An 18,611-nucleotide genomic window follows, 5' to 3' on the forward strand; every position below is an offset into this window, starting at 1 on the left:
CCAAATTGCACCGCCCCGCTTACACCGTTCAAATGTAATAAGTCACGCAAATGGGTGGGCACGTCAAACTTAGCCAAAAAATATCCAGGAAAGAGTGGCTCTACCCACCAGATAACCCCGCGACGAGTCGGCTTTTTGAATTTGATCCGTGGACAAAACACTTCGATTTCACTGCCGAAATGATGCCGCACAGTCGTCGCCGCGATATGCTCTCGCTTGGTCTGGGTCCGGAGACAGTACCATTGCGGATTATACTCCGGAAGCTCTTCACTCATTCTCCTAGAAAACGTTGTAGAATTGGCAATACCATTTGGCCCCGTTGAGACCAACGCTCTAGCTTTCCGAGACGCTCTTGCACGAAAGCGCGCTGTTCTGGATCCTCTTCCAGCTCTGCAATCGATTGAAGACCATCTAGTTTCGCTTCGCCGCTCCGAAGATGAGGCCTGACCTGATTTCGAATAAAGCCGCCGACCAGACGCTTGAGATTTAAGTTCGCCTCAAAATAGTTTCGGCGGGAATCAGGTCCTTTCGCCTCGTTGAGAGCTCCCAGAGCTTTCAGCAAACTCAACCCTTGGCTTGCGGAACCCTTGCTAATACCCAGACGCTCAACGAAATCCGCCTGCGATAGTGGCTTCTGCGAGATAAAAAGGAGCCCATAGATTTCGCCGACTGAAGGAGGTAATCCCAAGACACGCACTCCATCGCAAAAATAAGCGATTGTGGCGCTCTCCATTTCGGTGAGACCGGATTCAGAACTAGCAACAGCTTCCGACATGTCCGGACGCTGGCAAAAAGACTTCAAGAGTTCAATATTTTTTGAACTCAACTCGCCCAACGCCCGATTGCAGCCTCCAATTCCGGACCAGCTTTGACCCAATATTCCTCCCCCACTTCGACGGTGGCTCTTTTGCCCGCACCATTGAGAACGTGAAGATAAACAGGGGTGCGCCCAGGATGAAGCGCCAGGACATCCCGAATTTGTTCCAAATCTTTGCGACTGTTTCGAGCAACCCTCACTTGTAGCTCCAAAGCGGCCTTTTTCGCCCCCGCTTTACTCTTTGCAGGCTTCAGCTCCCGGAATTCACTGCCGGTCAGTCGGCGTTGCTCGGTTCGATCGTCAATATTGATGGCGGCCTTGAATTTAATAATCTGGCCCGCCTCCATCAATCCGGCTTCGCGTGCCGGCGAGTAACTCTCCGCCCAGCACATCAACTCCCGGCTCCCGGTGAAATCTTCCACGACGAGAATCCCGAACGGCTTGCCCATCTTGGTGGTGCGGTGCTCGACGCTGCGAATCATTCCGGCGAAAACGAATCGCTTCCGACGGTCGATCTTGCCCCGCCCGTCGGTCAAATCCAATTCGTCAACTAGCCCCAACTGCTCAAACTTGTCGGAGTCAATGAGGCCACGGAATTTATCCAGCGGGTGACCTGTGACGTAGAATCCGAGGAGCTCTTTTTCCTGCTCCAGGCGCTCTTCCTTGGGCCACTCGGCCACCGCCGGCACTCCAGCTTCGGCAGCGGGCTCCGGAGATCCGGCAAAGTCCATGGTGTCGAAAAGCGCGCCCTGTCCTGCCGCCTTGTCCCGTTGGGCGGAACTAGCAGAAGCGACCACCAGCTCGAGACGCCCACACATTCCGGCCCGGGTTTCGCCCGTCCAATCGAGAGCCCCCGCCTTTGCGAGATTTTCCAGAATTCGTTTGTTGACGATCTTGGAGTCCAGGCGATTGGTGAAATCCTCCAAAGAAGCGAAGGGACCGTCCGCCTCGCGGCATTGAATGGAACGCGCCATGGCGGCCTCCCCCACGTTCTTAATCGCGGCCAAACCGTAGCGAATCGCCAGGCGTCCGCCCGCCTCTTCAGGGGCAAAGCGCAATTGGGAGCGATTCAGATCCGGAGGCAAAATCTCAATCCCCATGCGGTGACATTCCGCGACGAAAACCCCGATTTTGTCGGTGTTGTTGATCTCGTTGGAAAGAAGAGCGGCCATGAACTCAACGGGGAAATTCGCCTTCAGATAGGCCGTCCAATAGGAAATGTGCCCGTAACAAGCGGAGTGGGACTTGTTGAAACCGTAACCCGCAAAGCTGGCAATTTTGTCGAAGATTCGGTTGGCCAGCTTAGCATCGATATCATTGACCTCCTTGGCACCCTTCACGAACAAATCTCGCTGCTTGGCCATCTCGGAAGCCTTTTTCTTACCCATCGCCCGCCGCAGAATATCCGCACCACCGAGGGTATAACCCGCGAGGATCTTGGCCGCATTCTGCACCTGCTCCTGATAAATCATGATGCCATAGGTGTCTCCGCAAATGGTCTCCAACAAGGGATGCTCGTAGGCCACTTTTTTGCGCCCTTCCTTCACCTCAATCATCTCATCGATGAACTGCATCGCACCCGGTCGATAGAGCGCGAGAAGGTCAATAATGTCTTCGATCCTGCGTACTCCGTAGCGCTTGCAGGTCTCGGTCATACCACCGGACTCCAGCTGGAAAACCCCCATCGTCTCGCCTCGATCCAAAAGGTCGAAAGTCGGCTGATCCTCGAGAGAAATCGTGCGGATATCGAAATCGGGGGTGTGCTTGTGGATATGCCCCACCGCATCCTGAATCACGGTCAAGTTTTTCAGTCCCAAAAAGTCCATTTTCAGCAGCCCCACCTCGGTGATGGCCCCCATGTCGTATTGGGTAACCACCTCACCCTCGTTGCCTCGGGTCAGCGGCACGTGCTCGTCCAGGTCCCGGTCGCCAATCACCACCCCCGCCGCGTGAATCCCGACGTTTCGGGTCAGGCCTTCGAGCTTCAAGGCGTGGTCCCAGAGCTCGCGATAGGTGCTGCTGCCCTCGATCATCTCCCGCAGCTCCTCCTTGGCCTCATATTCGCCCGCCAACTTGACCCCCGGCTTGGTCTCAATCATCTTGGCCAGTTTGTCACCATCGCCGTAGCTCAGGCCCATCACGCGCGAAATATCCCGCAGGACACTCTTCGCGCCCAAGGTCCCGTAAGTAATGATGTGGGAGACGCAGCGCTCGCCATATTTTTGCCGCACATACTCGATCACCTCGGCCCGGCGGCTTTGGCAAAAGTCAATATCGACATCGGGAGGGCTCACCCGCTCCGGGTTGAGGAATCGTTCGAACAGGAGCCCGAACCGCATCGGACAAATATCCGTAATCGCTAGAGTATAAGCAACCAAGGAACCCGCTGCCGAACCACGGCCTGGTCCCACCGGAATCCCCTGGTCCCGCCCCCATTGAATGAAGTCCGCGGTAATTAGGAAGTAACTGGCGAATCCCAACTGGTTGATAATGCCAATCTCGTAGTCGAGGCGGTCCTCGAGCACCTTTTGCATTTCCTCCGGCGATTTTTCGAGATACTTGGCCAACTGCTCCAAGCGGCCGTCGGCATAGCGCTCCTCCATGCCCTCTACACAAACTTTTCGAAAATACTCCTCCCGGGGCGAACCATCGGGGGCATCGAACTGAGGATACTTTTCGGAACTGGTGGCATCCAGGTGCAGGACCACATTACAGCGCTCCGCAATCTCCAAGGTCGCATCGCAGGCTCCGGGATAATCGGCAAAAAGCTCCCGCATCTCCTCGGCAGTCTTGAAGTAGACCTCAGGCGAATAGCGCATCCGATCGGAGTCGAAGAGCAGCTTGCCGGTGCCGATGCAAATCATCACATCGTGAGACTCATGGTCATCACGATTCATGAAGTGAACGTCATTCGCGGCCACGAGCTTGAGCCCCCGTTCGGCGGCCAGCTTCACCAAGACCGGGCGCACCGTGTTCTGGTCCTCGAGACCGTGATCGTGAATCTCTACGTAAAAATTCTCTTTCCCGAAGATCTCCTCCAGCTCGATCAAGGTCTCGCGCGCCTTGTCCTCCTGCCCCTTCAAGATCCATTCGTTCACCGGTCCGCTGATGCAGCCGCTCAAACAAATGATGCCCTCCGAGAACTCGCGCAGGACATCCCGATCGACCCTCGGCTTGCCGTAGTAGAGCCCATCGAGGTGCCCCCGGGTGACCAACTTGGTGAGATTCTGCCAGCCGGTTTCATTCTCGGCTAAGAGGGTCAAGTGGGTCGCTCGCTTGCGCCCGGGAACCTCCTTTTTGTCCTCTAGGGAAAAGGGAGCCAGATAGATCTCGCAGCCGAAGATGGGCTTCACTCCCGCCTCCTGGCATTTGAGGAAAAAATTGACCGCCCCGTAAAGGTTTCCGTGGTCGGTCATCGCCACCGCGGGCATCCCCAATTCCGCAGCCCGCTGGGCCAAATCCTTGATGCGAACCGCTCCGTCGAGAGTCGAATACTCAGTGTGCAAGTGGAGGTGAACAAAGGAATCGGATGACATTGCGATTGAACTTAGTGAACCCACCCCGCGAGGCAAGCACGAGCCTCGGCTTAAATGATCAAGGAGCACGGGCGTCCCCGCCAGTGAACCCTTGATCAGATGTCGAGGCAGGGCTCTCAAGCTAGAATCAGCTCCTACGAAGCAGGATACCTGCCGCAAAGAGCGGAAAGAGGTCAGTGGCGCACGCCTCCCGGCGAGGGATTGTACCGGGGTCTTTCCAGACTCCGGCACTACAAGAGACTGGAATGTCTCTTGCCCGTTCCCACGTCAGAGATATGCGTTACTTTCGGGGAATTGGTTCGTTGGAGCGAGCTGAAAACTCGTGGTCCGTGCCGGAACGAAGGTAGCGCCATGGAGCCAACTTTTCCGCTGCTCATCGATCGATGGCTTGTCGGTGCTCGACTTGACTGGGGACGCAGATGAACAGGCGAGACGCCTATTCTCCTTGCTGATTTTCTTTGCGCTTTCGCTTCCAGTGCTTGCCAGTGAGATCCCCTTGCGAGCCGAGCAAATGACTTTGTGAGGTGTCGACGACAAAGCGACGACTGAGGGCGCGACGACCGATGAGAAGCGGGAAAGTCATCTCCGAGCGGTCTGCCAGGCTCACCAAGACCGGCCACTCCAATCCCCGTGGAGTGCGAAACTTCGTGCGGAGAAAGTAGCGCTCCCGAGCCTCCCCGTTCGAACTCTTCACTCTTTTGCGAAAGGCCACTTCGCACTGACAGGCCACCTCCCGTCCATCCTGGGAGTGGGTGATGAAGCGGACCCACTCCTCATCTTCCCTCATGAAGGCCTCCACTTGTTCAGCGTGGAGACTGGAACGGTAGGCTCCGGTATCGATTTTCCCGTGCAGGGCCGAAACTCCGAGCTGCGGGAGGCCGATCCATTCACGACGACCGATGACCAACATTTCCTTGGGCGAACGGTCCTTTCCCCACACCGCCTCAGCCTGTTTTTCGATTCGGGCAATTCGATAGTCTTTCATCGCGGTCAGTTTCTACGGTTTTTCCAAAAGTTTGCGAGCCATGGATTTGGCCTCTTTGCCTCCGCTGCCCAGCATGCGCACCAACTCGTTGACCCGCTCATCGCCCGTGACCTCGCGCAAACGGGAAAAGGTCCGGCCTTTCTCCACCACTTTTTCAACGAGGTAGTGATTGGCTGCCACCGCCGCCACCTGCGGAAAGTGCGTGATACTGACGACTTGGTGCGCCTCACCCAGCCCGGCCATCTTACGACCAACTGCCGCCGCGACCTCGCCACCCACATTGGCATCGATTTCGTCGAAGACCATGAGGGGGGTATTGTCTTTCTCAGCCAACGAACTCTTCACCGCCAACATCACGCGGGCGAGCTCGCCGCTGGAACCCACCTTGCGCAGGGGCTTGAGGGGTTCGCCGGGGTTGGGGCCAAATTGAAATTCCACTTCCTCCAAGCCGTGAGGGCCAGCCTCCTTGCGCTTCTGCAACACAGCCTCGAACTCAGCCTGCTTGAACCCCAAGTCGCGCAAGTGGACCTTCACTTCCTTGGACAAGCGGGGTGCCCCCCTTTTCCGCAAGCGGCTGAGCTCCCGGCCTGCCGACTGAACCTTCACCTGCGCCTCATCCATGGCTTGACGCAGCTCGGCAAGACGTTCGCCTCGATTCTCCATGGTATCCAGCTTGGCCGCAGCCGCGTCCCCTGTCGCAACCACGTCTTCCAGGGTGGGACCATACTTTCGCTTCAAAGACTCAAGAAGGTCGACTCTCTCTTCCAACTCGCGGGCCTCGGCAGGATCGATCTCCAAATCCTCCAAATAATCCCTGACACTTCCTTCCAATTCCTCGAGTTCAACCAAAGCGGTTTCCAAGCCCGCGAAGCGTTCTTCGTTGCTCACATCCAATCGCTCAAGCTCGCGGGCCAATCGCTGCAGTTCGCCCAATTGCCCGACTACCCCACTATCGCCCGACAACAGCGCCACCGCTTCCCCCGACAACTCCGCCAAGCGCGCACCGTTGGAGACCTGCTGATAGCGCTCTTCCAACCCCTCCATTTCTTCCAAATTAATTTCCGCGCTTTCGATCTCGCCCAACTTGTGGCGAAGGAGCTCCAACTCGGAGTCACCCGCTTCCTCGGAGCTTCGCAGTTCCTCAAAGCTCTCCCTTGCATCGACGAACTCCCGCCACGCCGCGCGGTATTTGCGCAAGGCCTTATCGCCATCGGCATAAGCATCCAGCATTCCCAACTGTCGCTCGACCGAGTGCAGGCTCTGTTGCTCCCCCGGTCCATGCAGGTCCACCAGCCGATCCGCGAGCAACTTGAGAAGGTTCAAAGTGGCTGGCGAGTCGTTCACAAACTGGCGATTGCCTCTTTCCCCCACAACCCGGCGCACAATGAGCTGGCCGTCCTCACAAGGAGCCATTCCCGCGTCTTCCAGAAGGGCATCAATCGCGCTTGTATCAGCCAGATCGAAAACCGCCTCGACCGTGCATGCCGTTTCCCCGGTCCGAATCAACCCCTTGTCTGCCCGCTCGCCCAACACCAGCTTCAAAGCCCCGACAATCACCGACTTCCCTGCTCCCGTCTCACCGGTCACCCCCACCAGCCCCCGACCGACTTCCCACACCAATTGATCGACCAAGGCGAGATTTTGAATTCTTAAAATAGCTAGCATAGCGTTGCGAAATGATTCCGAGCGGGACTATTTCACCTCGCCTGACACTAGGCAACCCCTCGTAACGACTGTTCAAAAGAAAACCTATCGCAAGCCATACTTTTGAAGCCATTTTAGCCTTTGGCAGCAGGACGCGGCGAGATAGCGTCCCTCCGCCCATGTTCCCTGCGAAGAAGCTTCTCTCATCAACCCCACCTTTTGCCCTTCAATTTGGGAAGTACCTGATCTGCGGAGGGACAGCTTTCACAGTCCACTGGACAATTGTGAATATTCTAGGCCACACCCTCAGCCCCGCGTTCGACGAAAGCCTGGGAGACGAACTTCGCTTCCGACGCTCGGCCATCAATAATACGGTGGCCTTCTTTTTCTCCAACACCGTTGCCTATTTCCTCAACGTCCGCTTTGTCTTTCAAAGTGGTCGCTTCAACCGCAAGACGGAGGTCGGCCTTTTTTTTCTGGCTTCGGCCATTGGATTCTTTCCCGCCCTGTATTCGCTCGACCTCATCATTCGGACTTTCTCTCTGAACACCCACATCGCCAACATCGGATTCCCGGCGGTGGCTGCGATTGGGAATTTCTTTGCGAGAAAGCTGCTCATCTTTCGCCGTTAGGCGAGAACCCCTTTACTGTAGGGTCCGCTGGAGAGCGTCGTCGGCATCTCTGGATTCCTCTTCATCGGGTTGCGGAACATCGCCCTCTTTAGCTCTCCCCGCAATTTCCATCTCTCCTCCATCCCGAAGGCCGCCTTGCTCCAGCGACGTCGAATTTGCTTCTGATTCACGCGAATCCAGCTCTTCAACAACGAACGGAAGGATCAAAGAACCAACCACGCCGACCAGAGATATGACTCCCAGTAGAGTCCACCTGCTGCCCATGAAATTCTTTGAATCTTCCTCTGCCATCCTGAGTCTCTTTCGACCTGTTAGAATGGCATTATGTCACATAAATTTCAATACCCCTATCTTTTGTAGTATTTTTTTCGACATGATAGAGTTTCGACTATCCCGCCTCGCGCGAAAAAACGAGGAAATCCAAGGCTTATTGCGGCTCTTTCAACGCCACGGGGACCAAGATGGCGTCTTGCATTCCGTGAATCTTTTTCTTATCCGCCGGGACAATCGTCGCCAAGCAGCCTCCCAACTTAACTCCTTCTCCAGTAACAAAATAGTAAGGACACAAGCGGGCGCGACCTGCCATGATCTTTACCTCTCCCGAATCGGAGTCAAAGTAGGGATGCTCAATCTGCTTCGCCTCGCGAAACTCCTGCATCATCCACGGCTGACTGGTGAAATCCTCGGTCGCTTGCTTGATCAAGCCTGCCCATCGCTCTCCAGGCTCGTCGTGACCCACGTGAACTCCACGGCTCCCCCACGCCAGTTCACTGAACCCAGAGACCTTGAGCACCAGTTGGCGCTCCTTCTGACTCATGGCTCCCACCTCCGCCCATGAGTTGACCTCCAATCTCGGCAAAGCGGCCTGGGGAGGCAACGGCTCTGGATCGAGCACCCAGCCCATTGGAATCCACTTTTTCAGCTGCTCGAAGTGCTTTCCTCGTAATTCCTGCTGCCAAATTGCTTTCAAGCCCGGGGTGTGGAGCAATGCCAGCCACAGCTTCTCTTCGAAGAGTGGCTTCACCGGGGGCGACAGGTCCCGTTTACCGGAATTCTCCTTCAGGCCGGGAATCGACTCCCAGTCAAACAGCTCAAAGAAGCGATAACCAGCTTCCCCCGCCCACTCTTCCGCGCGATGGACCGAAGCCTTGCCCATTCTGTCGGCCAACCACTTCATTTCAGGGCGATAGTCGCCGGACTCATCGGACACCCAAATTTTTCCAGACTCCGGCAAGATGGCTTCCAGCCCTTCCAGCATGCCGTTCTCCCCGCCAAGCACCTCCTTGTAAAGCCCACCCAACCACGCAGTGACCCCCATACCACCCGGCACGGAATCCAGCTCGGTGATTGCGAAACCGTCTTCGGTCAGGAGCAGGTCCGGCCGAATCACCCGCGGCACCACCTCAGCCTGCTCTCCCTCACGCTGCCAAGCAGTCATCCACTCCGGCTTCCCCCGGTCGAGAAGGTCCGCTACCCATGGTGCCACTCGACCCTTCGCACTACGGCGATAGATTCGGTCCTGGGCTTCCTGGAAGCTCGCCAGAACCGCTCCCATTCGTTCCAGCTCGCGAACCTCCTTGCTTTCGAGAAAGAGCGGTTCAGGCGAAAGGTGCCAGCTTTTATCGGCGAATAGACCTTCTTCAGGCCAGACTTCTTTGATTTGAGAAAGAGAAACCATAGAGCGTGTGTCGATGAAAAGACTTCGCACCTTAACTCAGACCGCGCAAGGCCTCGCGAATCAAATCATCCACTTCAGCTCCCGGATTGGCCTTACTAGCCGCCGTAATCGATTTGCGCGCCTCAGCTTGCTTGTAACCCAAGGCGATAAGCGCCAGCTCGGCATCACGCGAAGCATTGGCGACAGCCCCCTCATCGGCAACATTCCAGCTCTCCACCACTCCGACCTTGTCCTTCAACTCCAGGATAATCCGCTCGGCGGTCTTTTTTCCCAACCCTTTGATCCGGGAAAGCTCTGCCACGTCCGCTCCCACTACGTAGCGTTTAAAATCTTCCACCGGCATCCCGGAGAGAATTGCCATCGCGATGGAGGGGCCAATCCCGCTGACTCGCTCGATAAGTAGCAAAAACAAGTCCCGCTCTTCGTCGGTGGCGAACCCGTAAAGATTTTGAATATTCTCTCTTACATACATGTAAGTTTTTAAGAAAACTTCAGAACCTTTGAACGGATTGAGCCGATCGAATGTCGAAATCGGCACATGCACCAGATACCCCACGCCACCACAACCTACCACCAACCGGTTCGGGAGAGCATCCCAAACCTCCCCCTTCAATGCTGCAATCATTTAAGTAAGCTAAAACATTATTCGGTGACGCTCCAAGATTGAATCCCAGTAATGACAACGATTTTTCAAAATCAACTTAAGAAACCTTAAATATTTACTTGATTAACTAATTCTAAAAAATAGGCTAAGTCTCTTTTTTGAGTCGCTTTTGCCACAAAAATAAACTATAATTCAACTCCACTATGGCAACTACGAAACGAACCCGATTCTCCCGTCGACTCCCTGACCACGTTACTGACGAACTCGTCACGGTTCTCTCTGCTGATAAGAAATTCTTTGGTTTCAATGAACTTTTTGAAAAGGTCTTCGATCGCTTGAAAGCCCGCAACGCAGTAAGCGGTGGCGAAGAAATGCTTCGTCTCCGTGCATATGAGAAATTGCAAAATCTTGTGACTCGCGGCCTCGTTGAAAAGGACGGCAAAGAGTACAAGGGTCTCGACAAGGTCATGGACGCTCACAGCGACAACCTTGCCAACCAGCAGGCGTAAGTTCTCAACTTTCTTTCTGGCGATCTTCCGCCAATCTTTTACAAAACCCGCGTTGCCCAACGCGGGTTTTTTCTTTTCAAGCCATGCTCTCCGATTTTTTCCCAGTATTCCTTCAGATTCTCCTCGCTGTCGGCTTCGCCGTAATCGCATTGGTGATGAGCCTTTACTTGGGCAAACGCGGCAAGGCCCAAGGAGTCAAGAACGACGCCTACGAGTGTGGTATGCTCCCCGTTGGCGATGGTGCTCCCCGCTTCTCGGTAAAGTTTTACCTCGTAGCCATGCTTTTCGTCATCTTCGATATTGAAGCCGTATTCAGCTACGTTTGGGCCGTGGTGTTCAAGGACCTGATCCTGGAAGGACACACCATGGTTCTGTGGTCTATGCTCACATTCCTCTCGGTGTTGACTCTCGCCTACCTCTATGCGCTGAAGAAAGGCGCTCTGAGCTGGAAGTCGTAAAGGACAAAGCAGCCCCCATCACCGCACCAAGGGGTTACCGGGAATACGACGTTTCTCTTCAGGCAGCTCCGGCTTGACCTCGTCGGCTTGAGCGCGCTCTTCCAAGTCGCCGTATTGCTTCTTGGCCAGATCGAGGATCTCGGACACTCGCTCATAGTCCTTGGTTGCGACCACCCCTTGGGGAGAATCCCCTGCAGACTCTGCGATACGGGCGTAACCAATCGTGATTTCTTCGAGATCCTTGAGCGACTTTTTACCGATTTCCCGAACCAGTAAACGACGGCTTTCTTTCAAGATCCGAGCTTCTCGCGCAATCTTGGGATCCTTTTCCGCTGCAATGCGGTGAGCTTCGACCTTCTCCTTCCAACCTTCCTTCGCTCTTACCGCAGGACTCTCCGCCAGCTCGCGGAGACGCCACCACTTCTCGAAACCGTCTTCCATAGCCAATAGGCTTTTCAAACGTTCCTCGAGCTCATCATCCGAAGAAACCTGCCCCAATTGCAAGGAGAGCCATTCCATCAAACCGCGGGAACCCGCCTTGGGAAACTTGTGCCCGATACCCCGCCACTCTTCAAAATCGACCTCCGCACCCAACTGACGATAAAAAACCAACGCCCGGAGACCAAAGGGGTAGTTGCGATCGTAGCGCCCCACGCCGACGAACACCGGAGTTCCTTTCTTCAACGGTCTGGGGACACTTTCCACCGAAGTCATGTGACCAGCCCCCAAGATGGCGGCCCCGGCCAGAGTGCTCTCGGACTGCAAAAGCAAACCACTGACCCATCCCCCCTTACTAAAGCCGGAGAGATAGATTCGGGAGGGGTCGAGATTGGCACGATCTATCAGGCGGGCTCGAACCTCCTTGAGGACTTTCACCTCATCCGCCAGACCAGCCGGCGTCTGCACGAAGGTTCCCCGCTTGGCATATCCCATCCCCACTACAATCCAATCATCCTCGCCAGTGTGAGCTCGAATCAACGAAGTATCGGGACGTCCGTTGGTTCCGTGGTAGTAGAAAACCGCAGGCCAACTCTTGGCCGCATCATGATTTCCAGGCAATGACACCAATATCTCGTCCTCAACCCCTGCCACCTTCAGGGTAAATTCTTCTCCCGTGACCGCTGTGAGGGTCAATAACCAGAGTAACCACCTTTTCATCCTGTTAAAAAACCACGCTTCGTCCAGTTTGGCGACGAGATTGCTCTGGAAAGTCAGGGAGGACAAAATCACAGCGTCGAAAAATCTTGACCCGTCGCCCGAAAAACCCTTTTCTCCCCGCCCCGCAACACGGGGGAAATTTTATGTCGAGAGTTTGCAGCATCCGAGGTTCGAAGGTTCGCGTTGGTCGTAGGATCCACCGTTCTGGTTTGGCGAAGAAAAAGGGCGGTATCGGACGCCACGTTACTCAGGTCAACAAGCGGTTGGTTACCCCCAACCTGCACGTTAAGCGCATTTGGGTTCCCGAGCTTGATAAGTTCGTCAAAGTCAAGCTGACCGCCAAAGCACTCCGCACCATCAACAAGAACGGTGCGTACGTGACCTTGAAAAAGGCAGGCTTGATTTAAGCCCCAACCTTACCAATCACTTTTAAAAAGAAGGCGACCTGCAAGAGGTCGTCTTTTTTCGTGTCCAGCTCCCTGCTCCCAAAGATTGGCGCTTTGCGTCTATGCGCTCACACGCTTACCGCTCTTTCCAACAAGCGACTCGCACCCCATATCACCAGGGCCAAGCAAATCAAGCTGACCCAAATGGCCACTCGAGAGCCAACGACACTCTCTTTACGACCAAGCTCAACAATGCCACGAATGATCACCCACCCGAAGGGAATAGCCGAGAATACCAGATAGACGGACGGAAGCAGAAGCAATGGGTGCATCGCTCCCGGTTTGTGAGCGAGAGGGGTGAGATAGAGGAGGAAAGAGACGATCACTAGACCTCCATGGACTAGCAGAATTCGAAGGGACTGCGGAACGCTCTTCATTTGCTTAAGCCATCCTCAACCTTCCAGCTTCTCGCCGCACTTCCGGCAAAAACGGGCGTCGGGGAGGTGTCCACTGGAGCCGCAACCCGGGCAAGCTACGGTGTATTCCTCCTCCTTTTCGATCGCGTTCGCTACTTCCGAAACAAAAATTCCGGTTGGAACGGCAATAACCGCAAATCCGGATAATGAAGTGAAGACAGTCAAAAACTTCCCCATCGTGGTCACCGGCGTGATGTCACCATATCCCAGGGTGGTCATCGTCACGACCGCCCAGTAGATGCCTGCGGGAATACTATCGATTCCCCCACCCTGCCCCTTCTCCAAGATGTAGGCCAGGGTGCCCACGATTGCCGCAAAGATCGCCATCGCCATCAGGAACACGGTGATCTTGGCCCGGCTCGCATAAATAGAGCGGCCCAAGAGATTGGCTCCATGAACGTGGCTCACCATCTTGAGAACCCTGAACATCCGCAAAAGACGCAAGATCCGAATGACCAGCAGGGACTGCACCCCCGCCCCCGGAAACAAAAGAGTGAGATAAGTGGGCAAGCACGAGAGCAGGTCCACCACCCCGTAAAAACTCAAAGCATAACGCAGCTTCCGCCGCACCAACCACAGCCTCACAAGATACTCCGCCGTGAAGAGAATCGTGAAAACCCACTCCAAGGTAAAAAAAAGCGAGCGATGGGACGCTTGAATCGTCTCGACGCTCTCCAGCATGACGACCACCACACTGACCGCAATCAACCACAGCAGGGCGACGTCAAAGAACTTTCCCGCCGGAGTCTCGGCCTCAAAGACGATCTCCCAAATCTTCTGTTTCAGCCCGTTTGCCCCTTCGGCGGACTCCTCTTCGGGTAATCTCATCACTCGTCCCGACCCAGGAGGCGCTTGCTGTCATTCAGAGACATCTTCTCATAATCCTCGTTGTCCATCTTGAGCGGTTGTTGAAAGACCTCACGACGAATATCGGTTTGGACGTTGTTGGACTTCGACATACGGTAGCCACTCTGCTCGGAGGCGCTCCCCGTACGATAGTTGGAAGTGGCGTAGGCCTTTCCATTCTCAAAGGAAGACGAAGCCTCCTGTGCCTGTTTTTGCAAAAACCATTCCTGGTCATCCCAACGGTTTGAGGACTTGCCTGAGAATTGAGAACGGTCGAACCCCTTGGTGCCTTGCCAACTCTTCTTCGCGTAGCGACTGGCAGCGTATTCCTTTCCTGCCCAACCTCCGCCGATCGTCGTCAGCTGCTTGCCTTCGAAATTGCTTCGCTTGGAGTCTTTGCCTACGCGCCCGTCCTTATCCAGGACGACATCGTTTTTGTAGTCGGCATACTTTTTCTCCATCGCCATTTGGCCAGCCGCCTCATCATTGTAGTCGACAATCCGACCGGCGCTCTCGCTGGCAGTAGGAGCCTTCTTTGAACTCCCACAGGAAGACACGCACAGGGCACCCAAAAGAACCACCAATCGCCATCCCTTCAAGCTTCGCATGAGGTCTTCTAGCACAATCGCCCAGCTCTCCCAAACTTGAAAATTCGCCGCATTTTGGAACAGCTCTACGCAGCCAACCAGGCCTCAGGCGCACGCCCTATCGCCAAGTCCGCGTCACAACCCGCCACCCAAGACGACCGACAAAAGCAGCCAAAAGAGAAATCGGCACCAACAGCCCTCCAGCACTCGCCAGAAGGCCAGAAACGGAATCCCCCTCATCCCCCAACAGGGACAGGAGATCAGTCCGCCCCTTCTGGATCATGGTGAGCCCCAGACTAATCAAGCCGGTTGCCAACAATACCCAATCCAATCGCCAACTCATCGTCCTCATCAGTTTATCCTCTTTCACTTGCAATATGGAGCGCTAATTTTGGCTTTTCAAAAATCCACATTGGACCTTTCCAAGGCTTGCCACGATAGTTCCAAACAAATGAACGCCACTCTTCCCGATCCCAATCGCCCCATGCGAGAGCTCTTGGACGAATTTCCCTCCGCCCGCCGCTCCCTTTTCGCGGCATTCCACATCGGTGGCTGCCAGTCCTGCGCCTTTTCGGAGGACGACTCCCTCGCTGAGGTCTGCCGTCAACACGATCTGGACCTGCAGACCGTTTCCCAGACCATACTGCAGAGTCACGAGGAGGAGAAAGAACTCCTCCTCTCCCCCCTCGACCTCAAGGGGAAGCTCGACTCAGGAGAAAGCCTGACCCTGGTCGACACCAGAACCCGGGAGGAGCACGACGCGGTCAAGATCACGCCTTCTCTCCTGATGACCGAGAATACCTTGGCTACCCTCTCCGCAGAGAATCCAGATCAGCACATCGTTCTCTACGACCATTCGGGCAAATCTGTTCTGGATCATGTCTCCTGGTTTCGGGGACACGGCCTCAAGAACACTCACGCCCTAGCTGGAGGAATCGACGCCTACGCCCGGGAGGCGGACCAATCCGTGCCAAGATACCGATTGGAGATGGACTAAAACCCGCTCCCTGTGTCTTTTTTTCTCCACTTGATAGCGATCGGCCATCCGCCACGTTTCATTTAGCCAACGCACGCCTATGATCTCCTTTTTCGCCCGGAACGACATCGCCACCAATATCCTGATGGTGGCGATTCTGATCGTGGCAGGCTGGTTTGCGTTGGAGAAGATTCCTTACGAGATACAACCCAACGAAGTCTTTCAAGAGGTTCGAGTCAACATCAGCTACCGTGGAGGCAGCCCGGCGGATGTGGAGCGGGATGTCGCCATCCCCGTCGAGCAGGCCCTGGAGGGCTTGGCAGGAGTGAAAAGGTTGCGAACCGAGAGCAATCGGGGCGGCTGCGAAATTGAGGTGGAAGCCAAGGACGGCGTCGATCCCAAAGAGCTCCTCGAGGAGGTGAAAGCCCGCGTCGATCAGGTCAACACCTTCCCCTCCGAGATCGAGCGCCCCCGCTATCGCGTGCCTGCCACGGAAGAATGGCGTGAAGTCATCACCATCGCAGTTGTCGGCGACCTCAGTGAACACGATTTGCTTGAAGCCAGCAGACTGGTCCGGGATCAAGTCGCGGCCCTGCCCGGGGTCTCGAATGCCAAGATTGCCGGCAATTCCCCGGCGGAAATTTCCATCGAGGCCAAGCCGGACCGGCTGCTTCACTTTGGCCTTTCTCTCAGCAATATCACCGATGCCATCCGCCGCTCCTCCATCGACCTGCCCGCCGGTCAAGTCCAGACTCCGGGTGGCAGTGTCCTGATTCGCACCACTGGCCAAGCCTACTCCCGCGAACAATTCGAAGACATCGTGCTCCGTTCCCGGGACGGAGCGGAGATTCGATTGGGCGATGTCGCCACCGTGAAAGACGGCTTTGAAGAGAATCAAAAAATCGTCCGCTTCAACGGCGTCCCCTGCCTGCTGGTAGAGGTCTATCGCATCGGGGATCAGAATGCGCTGGAAATTGCGGACGTTGTCAAAGGTTACGTCAAATCCTCCGCCTCCCGCCTTCCGTCCGGAGTGCACCTGTCCATCTGGGACGACGACTCACAAGCTTTGCGCGGCAGACTTTCCACCCTCATCAAGTCTCTCGTTCAAGGCGCCCTGTTGGTCTTGGTTGTATTGGGGCTGTTCCTCCGCCCCACGTTGGCTCTCTGGATTCTTTTAGGTATTCCGGTTGCCTTTGCCGGCGGTCTCATCTTCATGCCCATTCTCGGCACCACCATCAACATGATGTCCCTCTTCGGTTTCATCATCGTCTTGGGAATTGTCGTCGACGATGCGATCGTGACTGGAGAAAATATCTACACCAAGCTTCGCGAGGGGTTGGAACCGACCGACGCGGCCATTATGGGGACCAAGGAGGTCTCGACGCCCGTCACCTTTGGCATCATCACCACTATTGTCGCCTTCATCCCTCTAATGTTCATGCCGGATTCCTGGGCCTCCTACACCAAGCCCATTTTGCCGGTAGTCGCTCCTGTTCTGCTCTTTTCCCTCATCGAGTCCAAGCTGATCCTCCCGAGTCACCTGAAGCACCTGAAGACCAACCGAAACACAACGCGGCTCAATTGGTTCGAGCGTTTTCAGCAAAAGATTTCCCGTAGTCTGGAGTTCTTCGTGGAGAAGGTGTTTCAACCCATCCTCAATCTCTGCCTCCACTACCGCTATGCCGCTGTTTCCCTCTTTGCGGCCATTGCCATTGCCTTCGTCGGTTACTGGAAAGGCGGACATTTGGGCTTCGTGAGCCTTCCTTCCATCGACCGGGATATGATCAATGCCTGGGTTGAACTCCCCCGCGACACCCCAATCGAAGAGACCGACAAAATGGTGGCCCGCATGTATCAGGCCGCCCTCCAGCTCCAGGAGGAATACTCCGATCCCACCACCGGCCAATCGCTCATCACCAACATCATCACCTCTACGGGAGGTTGGCATTCCCGCCCGAACAACGATCCTCAGCAAGGCTCGATTGCCTTTGAGCTTCTCCCTCCGGAAAAACGAGCCGAGCAATTTTCCAAGCTCCGAAATTCTGATATCTCCGACCGTTATCGGGAAATCATGGGCCCCATTGATGATGAAGTGAGACGCTTCAATATCTTTGGCGAAATGGGTGGCGGTCGCTTTGGTGAAGACTCGGGCCGCTCGATCGAAGTTCAGGTCCGCGGTCCCCATTCCCCGGAAAAAATCGCTGCCATGGACCAAATCGAAGAACTCTTCGACAGCTACCGAGACCGCGGCATCACTTCCACTTGGCATGACGCCGAACGAGGCCGCGAAGAAATTCAGCTCACTCTCAAGCCTCGAGCAACCGAGCTAGGCCTCACTCAACGTGAACTCGCCTCTCAAGTCCGGGCCGCATTCTTCGGCGAACAAGCCCAACGTATTCAAAGAGAAAGGGATGACATTCGAGTAATGGTGCGTCTGCCGGAAGAGGATCGCGCCTCGCTCGACACCTTGGACAACTTGGTGCTGCGAGCCCCCAATGGCGCGGAAATCCCCTTCTCTGCGGCCGCCGACATCAAGTTCACCCGCTCCCCGGGCCGTTTGAAGCGCATCAATGGCCTGCAAGTCAATGAGCTGACCGCCCAAGTGAGAGACGACGAAATCGACGTGATTGGAATCGCGAGGGACGCGGCTCCGCAGATCGATAAACTCTTGGCCTCCACCAACCTCTCATGGGCCTACACCGGATTCGTCGCTGACGATGGCGAGACCTTGCGACGCACTTCTTTGGGAGGAATACTTCTTCTTCTCACCCTCTACGCTCTCCTGGCCATTCCCTTCAAATCGCTCGTGCAGCCCATCTTCGTTCTCCTTGCGATTCCGTTCGGTATCATCGGCGCTATGCTCGGGCACATCATCATGGACCAGACTCCTTCCTGGCTTTCAGTCTTCGGAATCCTCGCCCTCACTGGGGTGGTCGTGAATGACTCGCTGGTATTGGTCGACTTCATCAATCGGCGAAGAGAAAGCGATATGAGCCTTCACGAAGCTGTTCTGCAGGCTGGGTCACGCCGCTTCCGCCCCATTCTGCTCACATCCCTCACGACCTTTGCGGGCCTCATGCCGCTCATCTCGGAACGCTCTTTGCAGGCTCAATTCCTCAAACCGATGGCCATCTCGCTGGCATTCGGTATTCTCTTTGCAACCTTTATTACGCTGCTACTCATTCCCACGGCCTATCTCATCACGGAGGATATCAAGAGGGCCTTCGGCAGCTTTTACCGTTGGTATCGCAAACCGTTTCAAGAGAATCGCTCTCCGACAAAGGTTGCCTCCGAGGAATCATCAGCTCAGTAAAAGCCC

Annotated in this window: 17 protein-coding genes and 1 pseudogene; 6 read left to right on the forward strand and 12 right to left on the reverse strand. The window is 55.4% G+C overall.

Going from position 1 to position 18,611, the window contains the following annotated elements; genetic code table 11:
- Positions 1-17: 17 nt before the first annotated feature.
- The 5 genes and pseudogenes from IE099_RS21170 to recN all read right to left on the reverse strand — a co-directional run.
- Positions 18-275, reverse strand: a pseudogene (locus IE099_RS21170) (transcription termination/antitermination NusG family protein); the annotation flags it as partial.
- On the reverse strand, positions 272-826 hold the full coding sequence (locus IE099_RS19065; RefSeq protein ID WP_189573851.1) for a GbsR/MarR family transcriptional regulator: 555 nt from the start codon (positions 824-826) through the stop codon (positions 272-274). The pseudogene IE099_RS21170 and the gene IE099_RS19065, both read right to left, overlap by 4 nt.
- Positions 823-4,353, reverse strand: coding sequence for a DNA polymerase III subunit alpha (gene dnaE / locus IE099_RS19070; protein WP_189573852.1), 3,531 nt, complete (start codon positions 4,351-4,353; stop codon positions 823-825). The genes IE099_RS19065 and dnaE overlap by 4 nt, the downstream gene beginning before the upstream one ends.
- A gap of 436 nt (positions 4,354-4,789) precedes the next feature.
- The gene (locus IE099_RS19075; protein WP_189573854.1) at positions 4,790-5,338 is read right to left on the reverse strand and encodes an ATP-dependent zinc protease family protein; all 549 of its coding nucleotides are present in this window, start codon (positions 5,336-5,338) and stop codon (positions 4,790-4,792) included.
- A 12-nt stretch (positions 5,339-5,350) separates the two neighbouring features.
- Positions 5,351-7,003 (reverse strand): DNA repair protein RecN, encoded by a 1,653-nt coding sequence (gene recN, locus IE099_RS19080; protein ID WP_189573856.1) that lies wholly within the window; start codon positions 7,001-7,003, stop codon positions 5,351-5,353.
- Between the two features lie 158 nt (positions 7,004-7,161).
- On the opposite strand from recN, the gene IE099_RS19085 reads away from it, so the two are divergent.
- A complete protein-coding gene (locus IE099_RS19085; RefSeq protein WP_189573858.1) occupies positions 7,162-7,614 on the forward strand; it encodes a GtrA family protein in 453 nt (150 codons plus the stop codon).
- A 12-nt stretch (positions 7,615-7,626) separates the two neighbouring features.
- On the opposite strand, the gene IE099_RS20895 is transcribed toward IE099_RS19085, so the two are convergent.
- From IE099_RS20895 to ruvA, 3 genes are all read right to left on the reverse strand, one after another.
- Positions 7,627-7,905: a hypothetical protein gene (locus IE099_RS20895; protein WP_229809597.1), complete on the reverse strand. Its 279-nt coding sequence runs from the start codon at positions 7,903-7,905 to the stop codon at positions 7,627-7,629.
- Between the two features lie 136 nt (positions 7,906-8,041).
- A complete protein-coding gene (locus IE099_RS19095; protein WP_189573862.1) occupies positions 8,042-9,292 on the reverse strand; it encodes a hypothetical protein in 1,251 nt (416 codons plus the stop codon).
- Positions 9,293-9,323: 31 nt separating this feature from the next.
- Entirely contained in the window at positions 9,324-9,917 is a 594-nt protein-coding gene (gene ruvA / locus IE099_RS19100; RefSeq protein ID WP_189573865.1) for a Holliday junction branch migration protein RuvA, read from the reverse strand.
- A 182-nt stretch (positions 9,918-10,099) separates the two neighbouring features.
- Between ruvA and IE099_RS19105 the strand changes: the two genes are divergently transcribed.
- Positions 10,100-10,405: a hypothetical protein gene (locus tag IE099_RS19105; protein ID WP_189573868.1), complete on the forward strand. Its 306-nt coding sequence runs from the start codon at positions 10,100-10,102 to the stop codon at positions 10,403-10,405.
- 83 nt (positions 10,406-10,488) lie between these two features.
- Positions 10,489-10,863, forward strand: coding sequence for an NADH-quinone oxidoreductase subunit A (locus IE099_RS19110; RefSeq protein ID WP_189573871.1), 375 nt, complete (start codon positions 10,489-10,491; stop codon positions 10,861-10,863).
- 18 nt (positions 10,864-10,881) lie between these two features.
- Here IE099_RS19110 and IE099_RS19115 read toward each other — a convergent pair whose 3' ends face one another.
- On the reverse strand, positions 10,882-12,021 hold the full coding sequence (locus IE099_RS19115) for an alpha/beta hydrolase (protein WP_189573874.1): 1,140 nt from the start codon (positions 12,019-12,021) through the stop codon (positions 10,882-10,884).
- Between the two features lie 143 nt (positions 12,022-12,164).
- On the opposite strand from IE099_RS19115, the gene rpmB reads away from it, so the two are divergent.
- Positions 12,165-12,428, forward strand: coding sequence for a 50S ribosomal protein L28 (gene rpmB / locus IE099_RS19120; RefSeq protein WP_189574006.1), 264 nt, complete (start codon positions 12,165-12,167; stop codon positions 12,426-12,428).
- A gap of 431 nt (positions 12,429-12,859) precedes the next feature.
- Here the strand turns inward: rpmB and IE099_RS19125 are convergent, their stop codons facing one another.
- The 3 genes from IE099_RS19125 to IE099_RS19135 all read right to left on the reverse strand — a co-directional run bounded on the left by IE099_RS19125 (position 12,860) and on the right by IE099_RS19135 (position 14,659).
- A complete protein-coding gene (locus IE099_RS19125) occupies positions 12,860-13,711 on the reverse strand; it encodes an ion transporter (RefSeq protein ID WP_189573877.1) in 852 nt (283 codons plus the stop codon).
- The gene (locus tag IE099_RS19130; RefSeq protein ID WP_189573880.1) at positions 13,711-14,337 is read right to left on the reverse strand and encodes a hypothetical protein; all 627 of its coding nucleotides are present in this window, start codon (positions 14,335-14,337) and stop codon (positions 13,711-13,713) included. The genes IE099_RS19125 and IE099_RS19130 overlap by 1 nt, the downstream gene beginning before the upstream one ends.
- Positions 14,338-14,434: 97 nt before the next feature.
- Entirely contained in the window at positions 14,435-14,659 is a 225-nt protein-coding gene (locus IE099_RS19135; protein WP_189573883.1) for a hypothetical protein, read from the reverse strand.
- 108 nt (positions 14,660-14,767) lie between these two features.
- On the opposite strand from IE099_RS19135, the gene IE099_RS19140 reads away from it, so the two are divergent.
- Together IE099_RS19140 and IE099_RS19145 are read left to right on the forward strand one after the other, a co-directional pair.
- Positions 14,768-15,313, forward strand: a complete 546-nt coding sequence (locus IE099_RS19140; protein ID WP_229809598.1) for a rhodanese-like domain-containing protein — start codon at positions 14,768-14,770, stop codon at positions 15,311-15,313.
- Between the two features lie 79 nt (positions 15,314-15,392).
- Positions 15,393-18,605, forward strand: a complete 3,213-nt coding sequence (locus tag IE099_RS19145) for an efflux RND transporter permease subunit (RefSeq protein WP_189573886.1) — start codon at positions 15,393-15,395, stop codon at positions 18,603-18,605.
- Positions 18,606-18,611 lie beyond the last annotated feature (6 nt).

The sequence above is a fragment of the Roseibacillus persicicus genome, from assembly GCF_014651675.1.
In the GTDB taxonomy this organism is placed as follows: domain Bacteria; phylum Verrucomicrobiota; class Verrucomicrobiia; order Verrucomicrobiales; family Akkermansiaceae; genus Roseibacillus; species Roseibacillus persicicus.

Coding starts and splice junctions, on each gene's coding strand:
- IE099_RS19135 (WP_189573883.1), bottom strand. CDS start 14,659: ATGAGTTGGCGATTGGATTGGGTATTGTTGGCAACCGGCTTGATTAGT.
- ruvA (WP_189573865.1), bottom strand. CDS start 9,917: ATGATTGCAGCATTGAAGGGGGAGGTTTGGGATGCTCTCCCGAACCGG.
- IE099_RS19075 (WP_189573854.1), bottom strand. CDS start 5,338: ATGAAAGACTATCGAATTGCCCGAATCGAAAAACAGGCTGAGGCGGTG.
- rpmB (WP_189574006.1), top strand. CDS start 12,165: ATGTCGAGAGTTTGCAGCATCCGAGGTTCGAAGGTTCGCGTTGGTCGT.
- IE099_RS19105 (WP_189573868.1), top strand. CDS start 10,100: ATGGCAACTACGAAACGAACCCGATTCTCCCGTCGACTCCCTGACCAC.
- IE099_RS19115 (WP_189573874.1), bottom strand. CDS start 12,021: ATGAAAAGGTGGTTACTCTGGTTATTGACCCTCACAGCGGTCACGGGA.
- IE099_RS19095 (WP_189573862.1), bottom strand. CDS start 9,292: ATGGTTTCTCTTTCTCAAATCAAAGAAGTCTGGCCTGAAGAAGGTCTA.
- recN (WP_189573856.1), bottom strand. CDS start 7,003: ATGCTAGCTATTTTAAGAATTCAAAATCTCGCCTTGGTCGATCAATTG.
- IE099_RS19110 (WP_189573871.1), top strand. CDS start 10,489: ATGCTCTCCGATTTTTTCCCAGTATTCCTTCAGATTCTCCTCGCTGTC.
- IE099_RS20895 (WP_229809597.1), bottom strand. CDS start 7,905: ATGGCAGAGGAAGATTCAAAGAATTTCATGGGCAGCAGGTGGACTCTA.
- IE099_RS19125 (WP_189573877.1), bottom strand. CDS start 13,711: ATGAGATTACCCGAAGAGGAGTCCGCCGAAGGGGCAAACGGGCTGAAA.
- IE099_RS19085 (WP_189573858.1), top strand. CDS start 7,162: ATGTTCCCTGCGAAGAAGCTTCTCTCATCAACCCCACCTTTTGCCCTT.
- dnaE (WP_189573852.1), bottom strand. CDS start 4,353: ATGTCATCCGATTCCTTTGTTCACCTCCACTTGCACACTGAGTATTCG.
- IE099_RS19130 (WP_189573880.1), bottom strand. CDS start 14,337: ATGCGAAGCTTGAAGGGATGGCGATTGGTGGTTCTTTTGGGTGCCCTG.
- IE099_RS19140 (WP_229809598.1), top strand. CDS start 14,768: ATGAACGCCACTCTTCCCGATCCCAATCGCCCCATGCGAGAGCTCTTG.
- IE099_RS19145 (WP_189573886.1), top strand. CDS start 15,393: ATGATCTCCTTTTTCGCCCGGAACGACATCGCCACCAATATCCTGATG.